General features: G+C 41.1%; 15 protein-coding genes and 1 pseudogene. 10 read left to right on the plus strand and 6 right to left on the minus strand.

Annotated features, from left to right (window positions below):
- Positions 1-126: 126 nt before the first annotated feature.
- A complete protein-coding gene (locus Q0791_RS15455; protein WP_299008230.1) occupies positions 127-3603 on the plus strand; it encodes a metallophosphoesterase in 3477 nt (1158 codons plus the stop codon).
- 68 nt (positions 3604-3671) lie between these two features.
- Here Q0791_RS15455 and Q0791_RS15460 read toward each other — a convergent pair whose 3' ends face one another.
- From Q0791_RS15460 to Q0791_RS15470, 3 genes and pseudogenes are all read right to left on the minus strand, one after another.
- Positions 3672-4031, minus strand: a complete 360-nt coding sequence (locus Q0791_RS15460) for a hypothetical protein (protein WP_299008233.1) — start codon at positions 4029-4031, stop codon at positions 3672-3674.
- A gap of 200 nt (positions 4032-4231) precedes the next feature.
- Positions 4232-4393, minus strand: a pseudogene (locus Q0791_RS15465) (aminoglycoside phosphotransferase family protein); the annotation flags it as partial.
- Position 4394: 1 nt separating this feature from the next.
- Positions 4395-5639 carry a hypothetical protein gene (locus Q0791_RS15470; RefSeq protein ID WP_299008234.1) on the minus strand — a complete coding sequence of 415 codons (1245 nt, stop codon included), beginning with the start codon at positions 5637-5639 and terminating at the stop codon, positions 4395-4397.
- A gap of 325 nt (positions 5640-5964) precedes the next feature.
- Here Q0791_RS15470 and gmk point away from each other — a divergent pair, with 325 nt between their 5' ends.
- The 6 genes from gmk (at position 5965) to Q0791_RS15500 (ending at position 11172) form a co-directional block, all read left to right on the plus strand.
- Complete coding sequence (gene gmk / locus Q0791_RS15475; RefSeq protein WP_299008235.1) at positions 5965-6588, plus strand: guanylate kinase; 624 nt, start codon at positions 5965-5967, stop codon at positions 6586-6588.
- 61 nt (positions 6589-6649) lie between these two features.
- Positions 6650-6934, plus strand: a complete 285-nt coding sequence (gene rpoZ / locus Q0791_RS15480) for a DNA-directed RNA polymerase subunit omega (RefSeq protein ID WP_299008236.1) — start codon at positions 6650-6652, stop codon at positions 6932-6934.
- Between the two features lie 13 nt (positions 6935-6947).
- Positions 6948-9053, plus strand: coding sequence for a bifunctional GTP diphosphokinase/guanosine-3',5'-bis pyrophosphate 3'-pyrophosphohydrolase (gene spoT, locus Q0791_RS15485; protein ID WP_299008237.1), 2106 nt, complete (start codon positions 6948-6950; stop codon positions 9051-9053).
- 21 nt (positions 9054-9074) lie between these two features.
- Positions 9075-9458 (plus strand): RidA family protein, encoded by a 384-nt coding sequence (locus tag Q0791_RS15490; protein ID WP_299008238.1) that lies wholly within the window; start codon positions 9075-9077, stop codon positions 9456-9458.
- A 95-nt stretch (positions 9459-9553) separates the two neighbouring features.
- Positions 9554-10249: a tRNA (guanosine(18)-2'-O)-methyltransferase TrmH gene (gene trmH, locus Q0791_RS15495; RefSeq protein WP_299008239.1), complete on the plus strand. Its 696-nt coding sequence runs from the start codon at positions 9554-9556 to the stop codon at positions 10247-10249.
- Between the two features lie 572 nt (positions 10250-10821).
- Positions 10822-11172 (plus strand): hypothetical protein, encoded by a 351-nt coding sequence (locus Q0791_RS15500; RefSeq protein ID WP_299008240.1) that lies wholly within the window; start codon positions 10822-10824, stop codon positions 11170-11172.
- A 29-nt stretch (positions 11173-11201) separates the two neighbouring features.
- On the opposite strand, the gene Q0791_RS15505 is transcribed toward Q0791_RS15500, so the two are convergent.
- The 3 genes from Q0791_RS15505 to Q0791_RS15515 all read right to left on the minus strand — a co-directional run bounded on the left by Q0791_RS15505 (position 11202) and on the right by Q0791_RS15515 (position 14736).
- Positions 11202-11666, minus strand: coding sequence for a hemerythrin domain-containing protein (locus Q0791_RS15505; RefSeq protein WP_299008241.1), 465 nt, complete (start codon positions 11664-11666; stop codon positions 11202-11204).
- A gap of 65 nt (positions 11667-11731) precedes the next feature.
- A complete protein-coding gene (locus tag Q0791_RS15510; protein WP_299008242.1) occupies positions 11732-14098 on the minus strand; it encodes a phosphoketolase family protein in 2367 nt (788 codons plus the stop codon).
- A gap of 158 nt (positions 14099-14256) precedes the next feature.
- A complete protein-coding gene (locus Q0791_RS15515; RefSeq protein WP_299008243.1) occupies positions 14257-14736 on the minus strand; it encodes a hemerythrin domain-containing protein in 480 nt (159 codons plus the stop codon).
- A gap of 131 nt (positions 14737-14867) precedes the next feature.
- Here Q0791_RS15515 and Q0791_RS15520 point away from each other — a divergent pair, with 131 nt between their 5' ends.
- The 3 genes from Q0791_RS15520 (at position 14868) to Q0791_RS15530 (ending at position 19871) form a co-directional block, all read left to right on the plus strand.
- The gene (locus Q0791_RS15520; protein WP_299008244.1) at positions 14868-16115 is read left to right on the plus strand and encodes an MFS transporter; all 1248 of its coding nucleotides are present in this window, start codon (positions 14868-14870) and stop codon (positions 16113-16115) included.
- 136 nt (positions 16116-16251) lie between these two features.
- Positions 16252-19089: an excinuclease ABC subunit UvrA gene (gene uvrA / locus Q0791_RS15525; RefSeq protein WP_299008246.1), complete on the plus strand. Its 2838-nt coding sequence runs from the start codon at positions 16252-16254 to the stop codon at positions 19087-19089.
- A gap of 116 nt (positions 19090-19205) precedes the next feature.
- Complete coding sequence (locus Q0791_RS15530) at positions 19206-19871, plus strand: methyltransferase (RefSeq protein ID WP_299008248.1); 666 nt, start codon at positions 19206-19208, stop codon at positions 19869-19871.
- The last annotated feature ends 70 nt before the right edge of the window (positions 19872-19941 follow it).

A 19941-nucleotide genomic window follows, 5' to 3' on the forward strand; every position in this document is an offset into this window, starting at 1 on the left:
TTAAACACTTAAACACTTAAATCAGCCTCCCTTACAACTGCTTTAGCATCACTCAAAAAACCTTCAAATACTCGATGGTGGATTATACTTTTTAAGTATCAATGAATATTCGCGGTGTTACTGACTATGCCTAAAAATAAAAATTCAAGGAAAGATCCTCACAAACTCTATTATCGAGCAGATGAATTAGCAGAGTTTTCATACAAAAAATCCCTTTATGCTGGCGAATTTTTATGCTTATATGGTTATTTAGGCGCCTTGTATATCGATGATAATCAACCACAATTGAAACAAAATTATATTCAAAGCTGGGAAAAGGAAGAATGGGACGCAATGATAACTCACTCTGCTTTCAAAGCGCCAAAAAAGTTCTCCGATAGCGATAAAGAAAAACGCTTTAAGCAAGAATACCACCGCCAACTTCAACAAATGGCCCCGACAGCAAAACTACTATATCAACAAGCGACTCATTTTAGCATAGACTTAGACAGGCTTTGTAATATCTTTCCTTATAATCTTTATCAAATCCATTCCCCTGGAAAAACACTTTCAGCATACCTTGCTAAAGCTAATATAGGTATGGATGTTAATCAACAAGATATGCAATATAGCAGCACAAATCCTCAATTAGAACAAATACTAAAAAATTTTCGCTTTGAGGATACTGACACTAAAACAGATTATCCTTACCAATCTAATAATCAAAATAACCGCTCATTGAACAATTATGACAGCAGCCCTTACGCAGGAAATAACAGTCAAGATAATAACTTATTAAGTGCAGATAACTACAATCCCTATGCAGGTAATAATGAAATCATCACAGTCAATACGAATAAACACCTTAACGATAACCTAGGTTACAATGACAATGAAGACGATTCATTTCAAGATGAAATAAAAAGCAAAGATATGGTTATTCCCAATAATAAAGTAAGCGGCAATGCGTTTTCTAACTCCACTTTAAATAACAAACTAAGTGATGGCAATAAACAACTCTCAATAAATCGTGAAGCCAGACATGATGACATGTATGAAAGATTCAATACAAAACACTTTAATGATCGTCAAAAATTTAACTACTTTTACTATGTGCACTGTGATGAACCACGTGCTAGAAATGGACTTTATACTGACAAGACTGCTAGAGAAAAACGGCTCACGAAACCCACTACAGATGGAACTAGAGACCAACAAACATCAAATAGAGACTACGATTCAACAACTCCCGATGCCGATTTCTCATTACAAAACCTGATCAAAAAAGGCGCGCCTTTTTCCGGAAAAATAGGCCTAGTTGGCTGTCAAGGCGTCAGAGGAAAATGGATAAAAAGAGGCAAAGGACTATGGAGCCCCAAAATATTTGAACGCAATGATATTCAAACAAAAATTGGCAATCAAATACATCTTAAATTACAAAAAGATGACTATAAAGACGCTGAAAGCATTGTCTTTGTGCTGGGGGATAATTTTTATGATGATGGCTTAAGCAGTAATTGGAAAGACAACCCAAAAGATAATGGTAATCGCTTTACTTGGGACTTTAGTGAACCTTTTGGGTGCTTACAATGTTTTTCTGTCTTAGGCAATCATGATGCATTCATCCATGGTTTGAGCAATTGGGCTGATGGAGTACAAAATATAATCGGCTTTAACTGGATAAAACATAGACATTCCTCACCGGATAAAACCATTGAAAGAGAACTGGCACAAGTTCATTTAACTTATGAACAAAACTGCAATCCTTACCTCTCTTGGAACATGCCTTATCGCTATTATACTTTGTTCTCTGACATTGCCGATTTTTTTATATTAGATTCCAATGCTTTTTTATTTGATGACAAACAACAAGCCTACTTAGTCGATCGCTACAAAGCTCGAGCGCATAAAAAGAATACTAAAGTGCTGGTCATGCATCACCCCATTCTTCCCGCGGCCAAACGACTCGATAAAGACAGTGATTTGTTGATTTATCAAAAAGCCTTTGGTCATTACAAAAAAAACAAAGAAAATAATACAGACAATGAGATAAAAGGGGAAGTAGGCGAGAAAATTTACGAAAAAATACTCAATCTATCAAAAGAAAACAACATAGACATTCTTTTTGACTTACTTCTATGCGCCCATGATCATCTCCTCAGTATTGATACCTTACCTTACCCCTCAACTCGAAATGATGTGCCCTTAACTCAAGTGATCTCTGGCGGTGGTGGTGGAAATTTGGCTAACTCACCACACGATGAAGCCCAAAATGCTAATAGAGGTAACATTTTTAGAGATAAAGCAATGAATCAAGCCGGGTATACAGGAACAAGCGCTTTTTCAAGCTCCCCAAGGACTATGCCTAAACCCTCTCCCTTTGCAGGTCTCTCACCTAGGCTTGGCCCTAGCTTAGCGACTCAAGATGACTTTCAATTTAACTCTAACACAGAAATTACCTGGGGCTTTCATATTATCGATATAGAACAAGAAACAATCAAAATGTATGATGAAAATGGCATCGAATTAGATACGTATTTTCTGGGTGAGAAATTTCATTCTAATACTCACATAGCACCTATGCAGGGGATATTCGGTCAGGATATTTTATCTGTACGCTCGGCTGAAATTGATAAAAAATTTCAAAGCCATTTGGCTCAGATCCGCAAAGTAACTGTACCAAAGGAGGAGTGGAATAAGCTTCAGAAAGATTGTGGGAAAATCTTAAGTTGGCTTAAAACGAATCGCTCCGAGAAAGATGTGTTTCCGATACTCTATGAACTAAGCTTATATGATGATAAGCCATTAGATTGCAAAAAATTTATAAAACAAGTTGAGTCACTTTTAATACTTTGGAATGCCTTAAAACCTGCGTTTAGAGACTATTTGAGATTTAAAAAAGGAAACGACGACGAATACCTGCTTATTATACTAAAATCGAATTCATCAGCAGCATCTAAAACACTCTTTTCAAGCAAACTAAAGCTAGGCAACCACCAGAGTGATATTTTTGAAATTGGCTTCAGACAGCTCTATTTTGATGACATCAGGCTTTATACTGACTTAGAGCAAATAGAAAAAACAAACAGGCCGAAAGGCAATGAATTACCATCAGAAACTATGAGGATAAAACTAACACAGTTAGAGACAGCAATAACTGCATCCAAGTTTACAATCACAAATGATATGACGCTGCGAATTGAACAAGAGCTAAAAAATAACAAGATAAACAAACCAAATGATGCTAACGATTACGATACAGCTTTTCAAGCGGTAACCGAACAAACAAATAATACAACGCCTTATTCCATAACACGCATTAACGAAGTGAATCAATTCAGGCTGATGTTAAACTTGTTAAGTCCAGCAGTGCTAAAATCTTTTAATGAGCCGGACGAGTTTCAAGACTGGATAAGACTCCAAATGAAGGCATTTGAGTATTTTGAAGAGGTATCGACGCAATTAGCAGAGATGTTTCTGCCTATGATGCGACTATACGCAGAGGAGAGAAAAGACATGAATGATACCCTTTTCACCTTAGCCCCCGCAGTGCTAGAAAAGTATCATACCGGATTCGCTAGAGAGTTATGCAACCACAAAAACAATGAGTATAATATTGAATAAAAATTACCCCGAACATCTAAGAAGGATGAATGAGGAGGGCGTTCTCGATTCTCACCTCTTATTTGCCATTATTCTTTTGGCTTTTCAAAGCAAACCATGCCTTGAGGACTCGCGTTTGTTAAATGAGTATCGTTAGGCATAGCATCCTTTAACGTCACATCCTCGACTGCATAAATTGTGTTCCAGTCTTGGTATTGCTTAAGATCGGCCTCAATTTGCGCTTTATCCATGTCAGTAAAATCAACACACTCAATTTGCATAAAACTCGCATCAGAGCCGAGTTTAGGCGCATTCGGCTCATGAGGATTTGATGCACACCCTGTGAGGGCAAACAAAAACACCAGTCCGACTCTTGATATCAAACGCAATATTAGGCGGGATCTTAAGCGGACTATTAGGCGCAATAATAACAACGACGATTTTTTCACTTTTCTATTTCCCTAACTTTTCTAATTTTCCCAACTTTTCTACTTTTCCGATTTACACTATTTTTCTGCAACAAGATACGCTCTAAAACAGACAATACCTTACTCCTTTCTCATTAACCATTTTCTCCAAGTTTGCGCACATGGCTAACACCCTAACACCCTAACACCCTAACACCCTAACACCCTAACACGCTGACACCTTAACAGGCTGACACGCTGAAAAATAGCGAGTAAAATGTTAATTGATTCGCCGCTCTTTGTAAGTTATGTTCAGCATGCTGAGCCGCAAAGTAGCAATCCCCCGCTAAATAATCCGTTAAAAAGCGCACTCCCAACATGAAACACATTAATCTGGCTTCCAACTTATAAATAATCTCCAAAAATTGGATTTTTCCCCAATACCGCTAAGCTGCCTTTTAAGCTAAACTGGTAACCACACAAGCTGACACTGCCACGCTTTGCAACATCATTGATAATGGCTGCATTATCTAAAGGAGAAAAACGCGCTTCAATCGCCGTATCGGAATGAATCGACACAGTCAATGGTCGGTACTTAGCCCCATTATTAAAAGTCAGTTCTGCGCAGCTCTTATCCCCTTTGGCTTGGGCCAATGACCATAAGGTTTGTGGTTCTTGCACTTCCCCTAACCAACGCACAATCAGAATATTATTCTCCAAGACTAAACTAAAACCATCGGGTAACTTCGCTTCATGGCGCTCAACGATCGGCTCTGGTAATGATGCGACGGGTGGCAAATTCTCCTCCTCATCGCGATTAAAACCCAGCCAAGAGACGAGTCCTAATACAAGCACTGAAGCAAACACCAGAAAAACCGCTCCACAGATCATAACTTTTCGATCCCGCGTTTTAATACGCGCTTTTACCCATTCAAGTTGAGCCTTTAATTCATGTAAATCATAACCCTTAAAAAAAGTGAATAGCTTTGATCTCAATCCTGTGGATCCATTTAAATGAATATGTGCTTCTGTATTCTTATCACTGATAAATGCCGCTTCATCAGGCTTACTGTGGTTAAACGCCTTGCTATTACCTTGTGACATACTCGCTTCAAATGGCTCTGACGCACTAGACTCAATAGCAGAATCCCTTTGATCATCTTGATATTGGGTCAGATCATTGATCTTTGATGACAGTGTCGGTTCAACGCGTTTTTTTTCTTTATGGTGTTGACTCAACCCTATATTTCCTCTGTTTATTTGAAGACTTCTTCCTGCATACCCTTGAGTATACACACGCTTTCTATTCGCTTTTAAGCTTGAGAAATATACCATCATACAAACGGCAAAGCCGATAAAAACCAATAGTAAAACGGGATTATCACTATTGACAAGTGTTGCAATTACAGCAAAAAAAGGGAGCAATGGAAGCCAAACCCACTGCCTAGGATGATCACTATCACGTAAGCGACGCCTATGGGTCAGTAATAAAAAAGGTGTCAGCAAGGCACCGAAAAAAAACAGCCAAGCTGTTGGCCCTAATAGCAAGCTCAACAACAAAATAAAACAGTAAATCACCCCTGTAATCACAGCACTTCTTAAACCATTATCATAACCTTGCACACACCAAAGAGAGATAAACTGCATCATGTTCTTACTCATTCTAAAATTCGGTTTATTGATTATTATACTCGCGAAAACAAAACTTCCGGCGGAAATAGCCTAGCGAATAACCCCATAAAAGTCAGGCGCCATTGCTATTTTTCGCCAGAAATTCATCTTGTTTTGCCTCTTCTGATTGAAGACTCGATTTTCAGCACTTTCAATAACAAGTTAGCGACAATTATGATTCAAACTGCATTACTGCTTTAACAGCAAAAAAACAGTCCTCTTCTTTAAAGGTATAGCATTCAAAGTCTCCCCCATATTATACTGTTCCAATCACCTCCATGTTTTCACTATCAGGTATTCTTCAATGACCGCTCGCGGAAATTTATTTATTGTCTCTGCCCCCAGTGGCGCAGGTAAATCATCGCTTATCTCGGCATTACTGGAAAATCAGCCAACCGATATGCAAGTCTCAGTTTCTCACACCACACGCCAACCAAGGCAAGGTGAAGTCGATGGGAAACACTATCATTTTGTGACTCCAGATGATTTTAAGTCACTGATTCAAAAAGAGGCTTTTTTTGAATGGGCAGAAGTCTTTGGCAATTTTTACGGCACCTCAAGAATTGCAATCGAAAACACATTAAATCAAGGGATTGATGTCTTTCTGGATATTGATTGGCAAGGGGCACAACAAGTGAAAAAAATCATGCCTGAAGCCATTAGTGTCTTCATTCTACCGCCATCGAAAACCGAACTCGAACGCCGCTTAACCGGACGTGGGCAAGATAGCATTGAAGTCATTAACAGCCGCATGGCTCAAGCCGTATCAGAAATGTCACATTACAATGAATATGACTATATCATCATCAATGATAATTTTATTACCGCACAACAAGATTTATTGGCCATTATTCACAGCCAAAGACTGACTGCGACTAGCCAAATTCATACACATAATGGTATGCTTAAAGATCTGTTGGCAGAGTAGCTAGCATAGTGTACAATTCTGCGTCATTTTTTCGATCGATAACACATTGGAGTTTCAATACATGGCTCGCGTAACTGTAGAAGACGCCGTAGAACAAATCGGCAACCGTTTTGACATGATCCTAGTTGCAGCGCGTCGTGCTCGCCAAATCGCCGTTCAGGGTAAAGATCCTATGGTTGATGAAGAGAACGATAAGCCAACGGTTATTGCTTTACGTGAAATCGAATTAGGCTTAGTCACAGCTGACACCTTAGACGCTGCTGAACGCCAAACGGTTCGTGAACGTGAAGCGGCTGAAATTGCTGCTGTTGCTGCAATTGCTGAAGGTCGTAGTCATATCATATAGGGAGTAGTGCCACTTGTATCTGTTTGAAGGTCTTAGGGAGTCTGCTTCAGCCTATTTAGAACAAGAGCAGCTAGAATTACTCATAAAGGCCTACAAGGTAGCACACGCTGCCCATGAAGGTCAGATGCGCACTAGTGGCGAACCTTATATCACCCATCCTGTTGCGGTTGCCCGCATACTGGCAGAAATGCGTCTCGATCATGAGACGCTGATGGCTGCTTTGCTGCATGATACCATTGAAGATACTCCAGTGACTCGCGAAGAGCTCGCTGAGTTATTTGGCGATGCGGTTGCCGAATTAGTCGAAGGGGTCTCTAAACTCGATAAGCTGAAATTTCGCGATAAAAAAGAAGCGCAAGCGGAAAATTTTCGTAAAATGATGATGGCCATGACACAAGATATTCGTGTCATTCTCATCAAGCTCGCCGATAGAACCCACAATATGCGCACATTAGGGGCATTACGCCCAGATAAACGTCGCCGTATCGCTCGAGAAACCTTAGAAATTTACGCTCCCATTGCCAATCGTCTCGGTATTCACAATATAAAAACCGAATTAGAAGATTTAGGCTTTCAAGCTTATTATCCTATGCGGCATCGCGTACTAAAAGAAGTGGTCAAAGCCGCAAGAGGCAATCGAAATGAACTCATTGCCAGCATTGAAGGTGCCATTGTCACTCGCCTAGAAGACACTGACCTTATCGGTAAAGTTAAAGGTCGCGAGAAAAATCTCTTTTCCATCTACAATAAGATGAAAAATAAAGAGCTGCAATTTCAAGAAGTCATGGATATTTATGCCTTTCGTATTATTGTGGACTCCATCGATACTTGTTACCGCGTGATGGGCGCCATGCATGGCTTATATAAACCCCGTCCAGGACGTTTTAAAGATTATATTGCCATTCCCAAAGCGAACGGCTATCAATCATTACATACCTCACTTTTTGGCCCATTAGGTGTGCCTGTCGAAATACAAATTCGCACCGAAGACATGGATCAAATGGCCGATAAAGGGGTCGCTGCACATTGGCTTTATAAAAAAGGCGGTTCGCAAGAGCAAGGCACGACGACCCAACTTCGTGCTCGTAAGTGGATGCAAAGTTTATTAGAGCTACAACAAAGTGCCAGCACCTCCTTTGAGTTTGTTGAAAATGTGAAAACCGAGCTCTTTCCCGATGAAATTTATGTTTTCACCCCTGAAGGCCGCATTTTAGAGCTTCCTGTTGGCGCCACCGCCGTCGACTTTGCTTATGAAGTGCATACTGACGTCGGTAATACTTGTGTCGGTGCGCGGGTCAACCGTCAAGCTTACCCCTTAAGCCAGCCACTCATTTCAGGACAAACCGTCGAAATTATCACGGCAAAAGGGGTCAGGCCCAATGCCGCTTGGCTCAATTTTGTGGTTACAGGTAAAGCTCGCGCCAAAATTCGTCATTTATTGAAAAACCTTAAGGCCGATGACGCTGTGATCTTAGGCAAGCGTTTACTCAATCATGCATTGGGTGAGCATAATCTCGATTGCATTCCACAAGAGCAAATTGATCACGTACTTACCGATACTAAGCATGAGTCTTTGGAAGACTTGCTTGCCGACATTGGTTTAGGCAATGCCATGAGTATAGTGATAGCCCAACGTCTCATTGGCGCGCATATTGAAGATGCAAAAGATAAAGATACCCATACTATGTCTATTCGCGGCGCTGAAGGCATGCTGGTGACCTTTGCCAATTGTTGCCGCCCAATTCCTGGCGATGCCGTCATTGCCCATGTGAGCCCAGGAAAAGGCCTAGTGATCCACATGGAAAGCTGCGCCAATATTCGCGGTTATCAAGACGAACCCAATAAATATATTGCCGTTGAATGGGATACAGGAGATGGTGAAGAGTACCAAGCTAATCTGCGCATTGAGATTGTTAACCATCAAGGGGCATTGGCTAAAATCACCTCCATTGTGGCCGCAGAAGGCTCGAACATTCATAATCTCAGCACGGAAGAGAGAGATGGTCGCGTATTTTTAATTAATTTGCGTGTCTCAGTCAAAGATCGTATTCATTTAGCAAATGTTATGCGCAGAATTCGAGTGCTACCTGAAGTCTTGCGCACATCACGTAATCGATAGTCAACTTTTAGAGAGAACGTCATGGCAGAAAAAACTATTATCGCAACAGATAAAGCCCCTCAAGCAATTGGCACTTATTCTCAAGCCGTTAAAGTGGGCAGTACTGTGTATTTATCTGGACAGATCCCACTCGATCCAGACACTATGCAAATGGCCAGCGAGGAATTTGCCCCGCAAGTGGTACAAGTTTTTGAAAACTTGACCGCGGTATGCCAAGCCGCTGGTGGCCAATTAAGTGATATTGTTAAACTCAATATCTTTTTAACTGACTTAAGTCATTTTGCTACCGTTAACGAAATCATGGGGCAGTATTTTAAACAGCCCTTCCCTGCACGCGCCGCTATTGGTGTGAAACAGCTGCCAAAAGATTCACTGGTTGAGATGGACGGGATCATGGAGCTTTAATCTCTATTCTCTTCAAATCGCATAAAATAAGGGCGCTAAGGCGCTCTTTTGCTATCGGCTTTCACTCCTCGACTATAAAAATAAGACATATCATCATGAGTCCAGAACGCTTCACTCGCATCAATACCATGCTCAATAATCGCCAGCCCGATCTGACCCTGTGCCTCGATAAAGTTCATAAATGCAATAATATCGCCGCGGTTATTCGTACCGCTGATGCTGTGGGCATTCACGAGATCCATGCGGTTTGGCCTGACATTGAAATGCGCGTCTCTGGCAATACCGCATCAGGCAGTCAGCAATGGGTCAAAACAGTCAAGCACCATCATATGAATGAGGCCGTCAGTACCTTTCGCGAAAAAGGCATGCAAATTTTAGCCACTAACTTCTCTGAAACAGCAAAAGATTTTCGAGAGATTGATTACACTCGCCCAACAGTAGTGCTATTAGGAAACGAGCGTGATGGTGTGAGTGAAGAGGGCATTGCCTGCGCCGACCAACATATCATCATTCCCATGCAAGGCATGGTGCAATCCTTAAATGTCTCGGTTGCGGCTGCGCTGGTCATGTACGAAGCTCAACGTCAACGCCAAGCAGCAGGCATGTATGGCGAATGTAAACTCGATAATGAATATTGTCAAACTAAGCTCTTTGAACAAGGTCACCCCATTTACGCCAAAGCCTGTAAGCGTAAAAACTTGCCTTATCCGGCCATCGACGATAAAGGGCAAATTGTCGCCAGTGATGAATGGTGGCAAGCCATGCGAGCGCCAAGTGCTGAAGAAATCTAAGCTGACTTGCAAAGGCAAACCATTTCTTGTTTGCCTTTCCTTTAAGTATGTATTACTGAGTTATCACATCACCTTCTGACACACTGGTTTCTAGCACCACAAAGCCTTCACGAATATATTCATGATATAAAAATCCAATAAGACGTTGTTAAAAATACACTAAAATAGATAAAAATAGATAAAAATAGATAAAAATAGATAAACACGGGCGATTTATAGAATAAAATCAAATAAGTAAATGTCTGTATGATGAGTAGAAAAGGATATGAGTGAGAAAAGATGCCCCACTCCAACTGAGTTACAATGACAAACTATTTTACCCCAATATAGACAGGTGTAGGGCTGGCATCATAAGTGGGTAATGTGGCGCAGCTTCCCTCACCATCATAATAGTCGATAACTTTCCATCATTCTCCTTAGATTTATAAAATAACAAATTGAAATTTAATTGGATTCAATTATTCACCAAAACTAAAACCAGATCGAACTAATACTTTTCCCCTATAAAAAGTGCGATATTTTAAAATTGGCATATGCTTAATACAGGAATATTCATACTAAAGGAATGTATTATGTCTAACCGCTCATCTAACCTTGTTATTAGTAGTTTGTTTATCAGTGCCTTTTTAATTATGGCGTTTATCATCAGTTTTATCTTTTTCAATCATGCTATCGCTGCACCTGATGATGGTCAAATGCCACCTAAACCCCCAATATCCAAAATGAGCTTAGAGCTAGATGTGACTGCAGATCAATTGCAAATGTGTATGGAAGAAGGCAAGCCCGCATCTCCTGGGGATAAACCCAATAAAGCAGCCATGCTCACGTGCTTACAAAATGCCAACCCTGCTATAACCCAGGATAAACTAGAGGAAGTCATGAAGGAAAATATGCCAAAACCCAAAGACAAGCCTCAGCAATAGTCCTTAATGCCTGTCAATGCATTATGTGTTTATGCATATTGCCACTGACGGGCAATAATCTTCCAGTCTTCATCGGTCAACAATTTATTAGCAACAGGAAAAAATATATTTTCTTCAGTGTCGATATGATCAAAATACTGCCGTAAATAATCTTCGATAATCGCAATAATCTCCTGCCTGTTCAGCTCAGAATCCACTAATGTCTTTAAACTATTGGCGATATCATAGAAATGTTTATGGGCATGCTCAAGGGCTAAAATACTAGGGTGTAATGACACATGGTTATCCACCAGTCGCTTTCGAATCACCTCTTCATTTTGATGATGAACGCTTTCTTTTTGACTGTGGAGCACAGTTAAAAGATGAAACAGCTTATCATTGTCTTTGAGCTGTGAATCATTTGCCTTCAGTTTAGCCAAAAGCCTTTCCACTTCATCCATTGTTACTGATGTATTATTATGATAAGCGTAAAGCTCTTTAAGCAAAGGATGCATATTCCCTCCTGAAGCGACTCTCGGCATCAGCACACAGGTACTTATGCCCTCATCCTTTAATTATATCACCTGTGCCAAACCCAATTTGCGATCCCTTCAGGATCCACACCATTTTCTTTAATATAGTTTCGATGATCGACTAAGGCCTGTAGCATCTTAGTGGTGATCTCAATATGCTGCATTTCATCTATCACAGCCTGCTGAAACAACTTATAAGCCATATCAATGACTAAATGATAACGAGATGTGGCATTTCTCACTCCCATATCAAAAGGTGTAGTGGTTGAGCCTTGCTCCTCATATCCTTTAATTCTAAACCGTTTACTGCCACTGTAATCAAAAATCAATTTTTTAATGGTATTGGGATAGCCATGATAATTAAACACCACGCCTTTATCTTGAGTGAAAACCTCATCCATTAACCAAGGTTTTTCTTGAAACTCAATGCTTCCTAAACCGCTGCTGGTGAGCTCTGTGACTGACACAAAACGGATTTTGACTCTAGGCAAGAGTTCTCGAATAAGCACTAATGCTGCCATCGACTCTTGTGTGACGTAGTCACCACAAGCTGCAAGCACAATATCGGGATGATTATCGGATGCAAAATCCCAAACCATGACACCCTCTTCAGCCTGCTTTCTCGCCTCTGTTAACGTTAACCATTGAGGCAAGTCTTTCTTACCCGCCACCAAAATATTAAGCTTATCTCGCCCTTCAAAAGCCCGCTCTGTATACACTAAAGTACTGTTACCATCGGCGGGCAAATAGGCTGAAATAATCTTAGGGTGTTTTTCCAGCATGGCCCCTAAAAATGACGGATTTTGATGGGAATAACCATTATGATCTTGCCGCTCTAATAACGAAGAAAGCACTACATTACAGGCAGGAATGGGTTTTCTAAAGGGCACACCTTTACTGGCATAAACATATTTACAATATTGATCGGCCATAGAAGACACCACCTGAGAAAATGACTCATAAGTGGGAAAAATAGCATGACGCCCCGTGACCGTATAACCATGTAACATGCCAAATAACAAGTTTTCAGATAATAACTCAATGACTCTGCCTTCACGGGACATATCTTTATCCCACGCTTCAATAGGCCATTGCCATGCGCGGTCTGTCTCTTCAAACACCGCCTGCAGCTGATTTGAATAAGTTTCATCTGGACTGAATATTCGCAAATTAGCCTGATTACGATTGAGCTTAAAGGCTTCTCGCATCCACTGCCCCATTTTATTCATCGAGCGCCCACGTTGGCCACGAGGCGTTTCAGGACCATAAGCCAAAGTCTCTAATTGAGGTTTAGCTAACGCTCTGACTATTTCACCTCCGTAACTCAGCCGCTGCTGACCACAAGTCAGTGTACTTGGAGGCAGTAAAGAACGAATATCTTCATCAAAAATGAGCTCCCCTTGCTCATTCATTTCATATAACTCATCAATCTGATAACTGGCAAGCCATTTATTCAATGCCGCCAAATGCCCTTTATCCGTCGCACACTGACCCACTATCACTTGATGAGATTGACAATTTCCCGCAAGTTTTTCTCCATCATAGCTTTCCACTCCTGTCCACCCTTTGGCGGTACGCATTAAGATCACAGGCCATTTAGGCTTGACGATATCCTCACCACTTCGTGCTCGTGTTTGAATATCTTTTATCATGGCATAAGCCGTATCCATGGCTTGTGTCATTTGCACAAAGACATCTTCCACTAGCTCATCATCGACAATAATAGGATGATAGCCTAGACCCTTAAACTCGTAGGTTAGCTCTTCATGGCTCATACGGCCCATACGTGTCGGGCCCGATATTTTATAACCATTAATATGCACAATAGGTAAAACGGCACCATTGGTTTTTGGCGAAACCAAACGATTGGCATACCAAGATGCGGCAAGCGGCCCCGTTTCAGACTCACCGTCACCGATGAGTACTGCCGCAATTAACTCTGGATTATCTAATACTGCGCCCCAAGCCACAGATAACGAATAGCCCAGCTCTCCCCCTTCTAAAATTTGACCCGGTGCTTCAGGGTTCGCATGTGAAGGGTAGCCGTAAGCGGCTGAGAATTTTTTACAAATATCCTCAACCCCTTTTTCGTTGTAAGGAATTTTTTCAGGGTAAAAATGACTCAAGGAACCTTCAAGAAATAAATTAGCCTGAATCGCTGGAAAACCATGACCCGGCCCCACAAGGTAAATAAAATTCTGTTTGAATTTAACAATTAAACGATTGATATTAGCGTAAACAAAATTGATCCCTGGGCAAGTGCCCCAATGACCTAATAACCTAGGTTTAATATCAGCATGACTCAATGGGCGCTTGTATAATACATTTTGCTTTAAATAGATTTGCGATGTGGCTAAAAAGTTGGTGACTCGAACATATTTTTTTAGCGCGATAATTTCTTGAACTTCCGTCATGGGTTCCTCCATCACAGCTTATTCCAAACATGGGCTTATAGCTAAATCAATATGTATTCACTATAGGCCATGCCTCACAGAAAAAATTTGTTCTATATCAAATTTAAGTCACAATACAATCGCGCCTATTCCCGTGATACTTGTATCACGGGAATAACCTAGGCCTGCTCGACTTGAGTCACACACCATTTTTGTCGAATCTCTTGCCAGTCCTCATCGGTCAAGTATTTATCCGCCATAGGAAAGAAAATATTTTCTTCTCCATCAATATGATCATAATACTTACGAATATAATCATCGATAATTGCCGCCATTTCTCTTTGGCTTAACTCAGAATCCACCAGCAACATAAGATGATCGGCAATACGATCAAAACCGTGATGATCATTTTCTAATTCCTGTATTCTGGGATGTAAAGGCAATTCGGTTGCCTCAAGTTTTTGGCGGATCAACTCCTCGTTTTGATGGTGTTCTCTCTCTTCATTTGAATGTAAAACAGCCAGTAAACGAAATACTGCTTTTAAATCCGATGAGGTTGCTTTTTCCCGCTTTAACTGAATTAGTAGTGTGGACAACTCATCAATAATAGACGAAGCATTATGATGATAATCATAAAGTTCTTGCAATAATGTATGCATGACTCTCCCTCCCTTAAATACATTAAAATGATAAGATGAAGAACAAATTTTAATCTATAATGCTAATTAATTCTGTGCGTGCTATCACTGTTAACACAAAAATCTGTTTAAACTGACAATAGGTCAATATATTGATAGATAATCCTCCTTTAACAAAAATACTGCCCCTCGCTTGGATTTTTGTCATCTACGAATATACGATCCGTGTCTCCGACAGTGTTATCCTCACGCCCCTGTCTCTACATTTACAACTGGATATTGCCGATCTCAGTGCTCTGTCCTCGGCTTATTACTTTACCTATGTCATTTTTATGCTGCCAGCAGGCATACTCATTGATAAATTTGGCCTTTATAAAACTTGGATTTATGCCATTTCACTCTTCACCTCGGGATGTGCTATTTTTGCCTGGGCACCGAATTTAAATATCATGATTATCGCCAGAATACTCATGGGGATAGGCTCTAATTTTGCCACGGTCGGCACTCTGGCTTTAGTTATTCATTCCAAAAGAAGGGGGCTCTTAATTGGTATATCATTGGCCTTAGCCAGCTTTGGCGCCTTTTTAGGTCAGGGCCCTTGGAGATTATTATCCGACTTACTCAATAGCTGGCAAACGGCCTACTGGCTCGCAACCGCTTTTAGCTTTTCCTTTCTCATCTTATGGATATACTTTGGACAACAAAGTCAGCATTTAAATATTAACGTGGGCTTTAAGCGTATCTTTCCTTCATTGAAGCAACTCATTTGCTCCCCGACTTTTATTTTGCTTGGTTTTTATATTGGTGCCATAAACAGCCCACAAAGTGTTTTTTCCGCACTTTGGGGAACCAGTTTTATGCATACGGCTTATAGTTTACCTTTTGAAAGTTCAGCATTTTTTATTTCTTCATTTTCTATCGGTTCAATCTTTGGAGGTATTTTATTAGGCTTAATAGGAGACTTGATTATCAACAAGCATTTCAAATATACACCTATCATCCTTTGCGGCTGCGGACTCGTCTCTGCCAGCATTATCAGCATCATCATCAACAGTCAGATATCATTAGATTTATTATTATTTATGCTATTCTTAGCAGGACTTATCACCAATGCTAATGCCATTGTTTTTGCCTATATCGGCTCCTTTTTTTCAACACTTCCTCAAGCCACAACACAAGCTTCAACAAATATGTGTAACATGGCTGGCGGCACTGTTTTACAACTGCTCATAGGCATGACATTAGCCCAATTAACACATCACCAACTTATAGAAAAAACCACTAAAGCAGAATGGCAAACCGTACTTTATATACTGCCTAGTTGTATTGTTATTACCAGCCTTAGCCTGCTGCTCCTTTATGTGTTTCAAAAATCCTCCAATAAAAAGAGCGCATCCTGAATTGAAGCTCCTGAACGACTCTGAATCGATCATTGATTTGCTTAAATGGGGATGGCGATCCATCTTATCGCGTTTTACCCCGTTAATGGACTGTGGCATAATTAGCCTCTTTTTTACGGCTAAGCCAGAGAGATAGATGGACAAGATTGAAGTACGTGGAGCTCGGACTCACAATCTCAAAAATATTAACCTGACCATACCAAGAGACAAACTCATCGTCATTACAGGGCTATCTGGTTCAGGTAAATCCTCTCTGGCATTTGATACCCTCTACGCCGAAGGACAAAGGCGATATGTCGAATCATTATCGGCCTATGCCCGCCAGTTTTTAAGCCTCATGGAAAAGCCCGATGTCGATCATATTGAAGGATTAAGTCCAGCGATTTCCATTGAGCAGAAATCAACGTCTCATAACCCTCGTTCGACCGTCGGCACCATTACCGAAATTTATGATTATTTGCGATTGCTATTTGCTCGAGTAGGAGAGCCTCGCTGTCCTACTCATGGCTTACCCCTTGCTGCACAAACCGTCAGCCAAATTGTTGATAAAATATTGACTTTACCTGAGGGGAGTCGACAAATGCTCTTGGCCCCTGTGGTCAATAACCGTAAGGGTGAACATGTCAAATTACTGGACAGCCTCGCAGCTCAAGGCTACATACGTGCCCGTATCGATGGTGAAGTGTGTGATTTGTCCGATCCGCCAGCCCTTGACTTGCACATCAAACATACCATTGAAGTAGTAGTTGATCGCTTTAAAGTGCGTGATGATATTGGGCAACGACTCGCAGAATCGATTGAAACCACGCTAGAGTTATCCGGCGGTCTGGCCATTGTCACAAGTATGGATAGCAAGGATGATAACACGCCCCCTGAAGAACAAGTGTTTTCTGCTAATTTTGCCTGCCCGACTTGTGGTTATTCTATGGCAGAGCTTGAGCCAAGAGTCTTCTCTTTTAATAATCCCGCTGGTGCTTGCCAAACCTGCGATGGCTTAGGTGTACAACAATTTTTTGATCCTGAACGTGTCATCACCAACAGCGAATTATCTTTAGCCGGCGGCGCGATTCGAGGCTGGGATAGACGTAACTTTTATTATTTTCAAATGCTCACTTCATTAGCTGAGCATTATGAATTTGATATTGAAAAACCTTTCGAGCAACTCGATAAATCCATTCAAAAGATTATTCTGTATGGCTCAGGTAAACAAAACATCGCCTTTAAATATGTTAATGACAGAGGCGATGTGGTTGTTCGCAATCACCCTTTTGAAGGCATTTTAAACAATATGGATAGGCGTTATCGTGAAACAGAGTCTAACTCTGTTCGTGATGAACTCAACAAATTTATTAACACTCAAGCCTGCCAAAGCTGCAGCGGCTCACGCCTACGAGAAGAAGCGCGCAATGTCTTCATTGAAGATTTGAATCTACCTACACTTAATCAGTGGTCCATTGGTGAAGCCATGGATTATTTTGAGCACTTGTCTTTAGAAGGCCAACGAGCTCAAATTGCCGATAAAATTTTAAAAGAAATTCGAGATCGCTTAGGCTTCTTAGTAAATGTAGGATTAAATTATTTAAGTTTGTCTCGCTCAGCTGAAACCTTGTCAGGTGGTGAAGCGCAGCGTATACGCCTTGCCAGCCAAATTGGTGCCGGCCTTGTTGGCGTCATGTACGTGTTAGATGAACCTTCTATAGGCCTTCATCAGCGGGATAATGAACGATTATTAAAAACATTATTGCATCTTCGCGATCTCGGAAATACGGTCATTGTCGTAGAGCATGATGAAGATGCCATTCGTATGGCCGATCATGTAATTGATATTGGTCCTGGCGCTGGCGTTCATGGTGGTGAAGTCATCAGCGAAGGGACACTTAAGGATATTCTCGCCTCAAAAGAATCCATTACAGGGCAATATTTATCTGGTACGAAAGCCATTCATATCGACTCAGAAAGAGCCCTCTACAATCCTGAGAAAGTCATTGAACTGAATGGCGCGACAGGAAATAACCTTAAAAATGTCGATTTGACCATTCCAGTAGGCTTATTTACCTGCATTACTGGTGTATCCGGCTCTGGAAAATCCACTTTAATTAACGACACTTTCTACAAGATTGCTCATATTCAATTAAATGGTGCCACCGTCGCTGAACCTTCACCTTATAAAAGCATAACAGGTATGGAGCACTGCGATAAAGTGGTGGACATAGATCAAAGCCCCATTGGCCGAACTCCCCGCTCTAATCCGGCGACTTACACAGGTATTTTTACGCCCATTCGTGAAATTTTTGCCGCCACACAAGAGGCCAGAACACGAGGCTATCAACCTGGTCGTTTTTCTTTTAACGTCAAAGGTGGCCGCTGTGAAGCCTGCCAAGGTGATGGCTTAATTAAAGTGGAAATGCACTTTTTACCGGATGTATATGTTCCTTGTGATGTGTGTAAAGGTAAACGCTATAACCGTGAAACCTTAGACGTGAAATTTAAGGGGAAAAATATTCACCAAGTCTTGCAAATGACTGTTGAGGAAGCCCGTCCTTTCTTTGACGCTATTCCTGCCGTCGCCCGTAAATTACAGACCTTAATGGACGTTGGCTTGTCTTACATTCGTCTAGGACAAAGCGCAACAACCTTATCAGGAGGGGAAGCACAAAGGGTTAAATTAGCCAAGGAGCTCTCAAAACGAGATACAGGTAAAACGTTATACATTCTTGATGAGCCTACCACAGGCCTTCACTTTGCCGATATTCAAATGCTCCTTGATGTATTACATCGCTTAAAATCCCACGGTAATACTATTGTGGTGATCGAGCATAATTTAGATGTGATCAAAACGGCAGACTGGATTGTTGATCTCGGCCCAGAAGGAGGCGATGGAGGCGGTACCATTTTAGCTTATGGCACTCCCGAAGAAGTCGCAAAGCACCCCACATCACACACAGCGCGCTTTTTAAAACCTTTACTGGCATAAACACTTCTGACGGTTTAATACTGATAGTTAGACCGTCAACTTTACTTTTAAGCAGCATTTTTCGCGCAACACACTATGCTTAAAAGAAGCGTCCTCTTTTTATCTATCGATTGCTTATGCCTGCTTCAATCCCCCCCATCACAACAAGCGATAGCCCTATGTGGGATCAACTCATGGGCAACTATACCTTTGCTTGCCTCATGGTGGCTGTTCAGTTGGACATCACAGGCCTCATAGATGCTGGCATGAATACGCCAAACAAACTGAGCCAACAGCTCAATCTCAGCCAAAAAGGCATGCAACTTTACTTACTCATATTAGCGCATTTAGGTTATATCAAGATAATCGATGAACAGATCAGCAATACGTCATTGGCACAAGATTATTTAAATCAACACAGCCCCTATTTTTGGGGGGAAGTCTTAAAAGATCCCAATAATATCTATAATATTAACCACTTAGATAAAAAAATATTGACCAGCCTAAAACATGAATATGAGCTTGAATGTAATCAGCGTTCGGTAACGGATATGTGGCAACAAGATACCTTAGATCAACAATCTGCCGCCGCTTTTACCCATTTAATGCATTCTCAGGGATTTGCTTCTGCCGTATCGGCAATAAACACAGGCATTTTTAACCATGTAAACAGGTTACTCGATGCAGGAGCTGGATCAGGGACTATTGCCCTCGCTTTTTGTGATGCTTATCCTCAACGGCAAGCCATTATATTTGATTTAGCGCCAGTTTGTACAATCGCCAAAGACTATGTCGCACCTTAAAGATCCCCTCATATTTTTATTCTAAATAATCCCGAAGACATTGCGATAAATAAGATGGTTCTTCATATAA

The organism is uncultured Shewanella sp., assembly GCF_947495455.1.
Classification (GTDB): domain Bacteria; phylum Pseudomonadota; class Gammaproteobacteria; order Enterobacterales; family Shewanellaceae; genus Shewanella.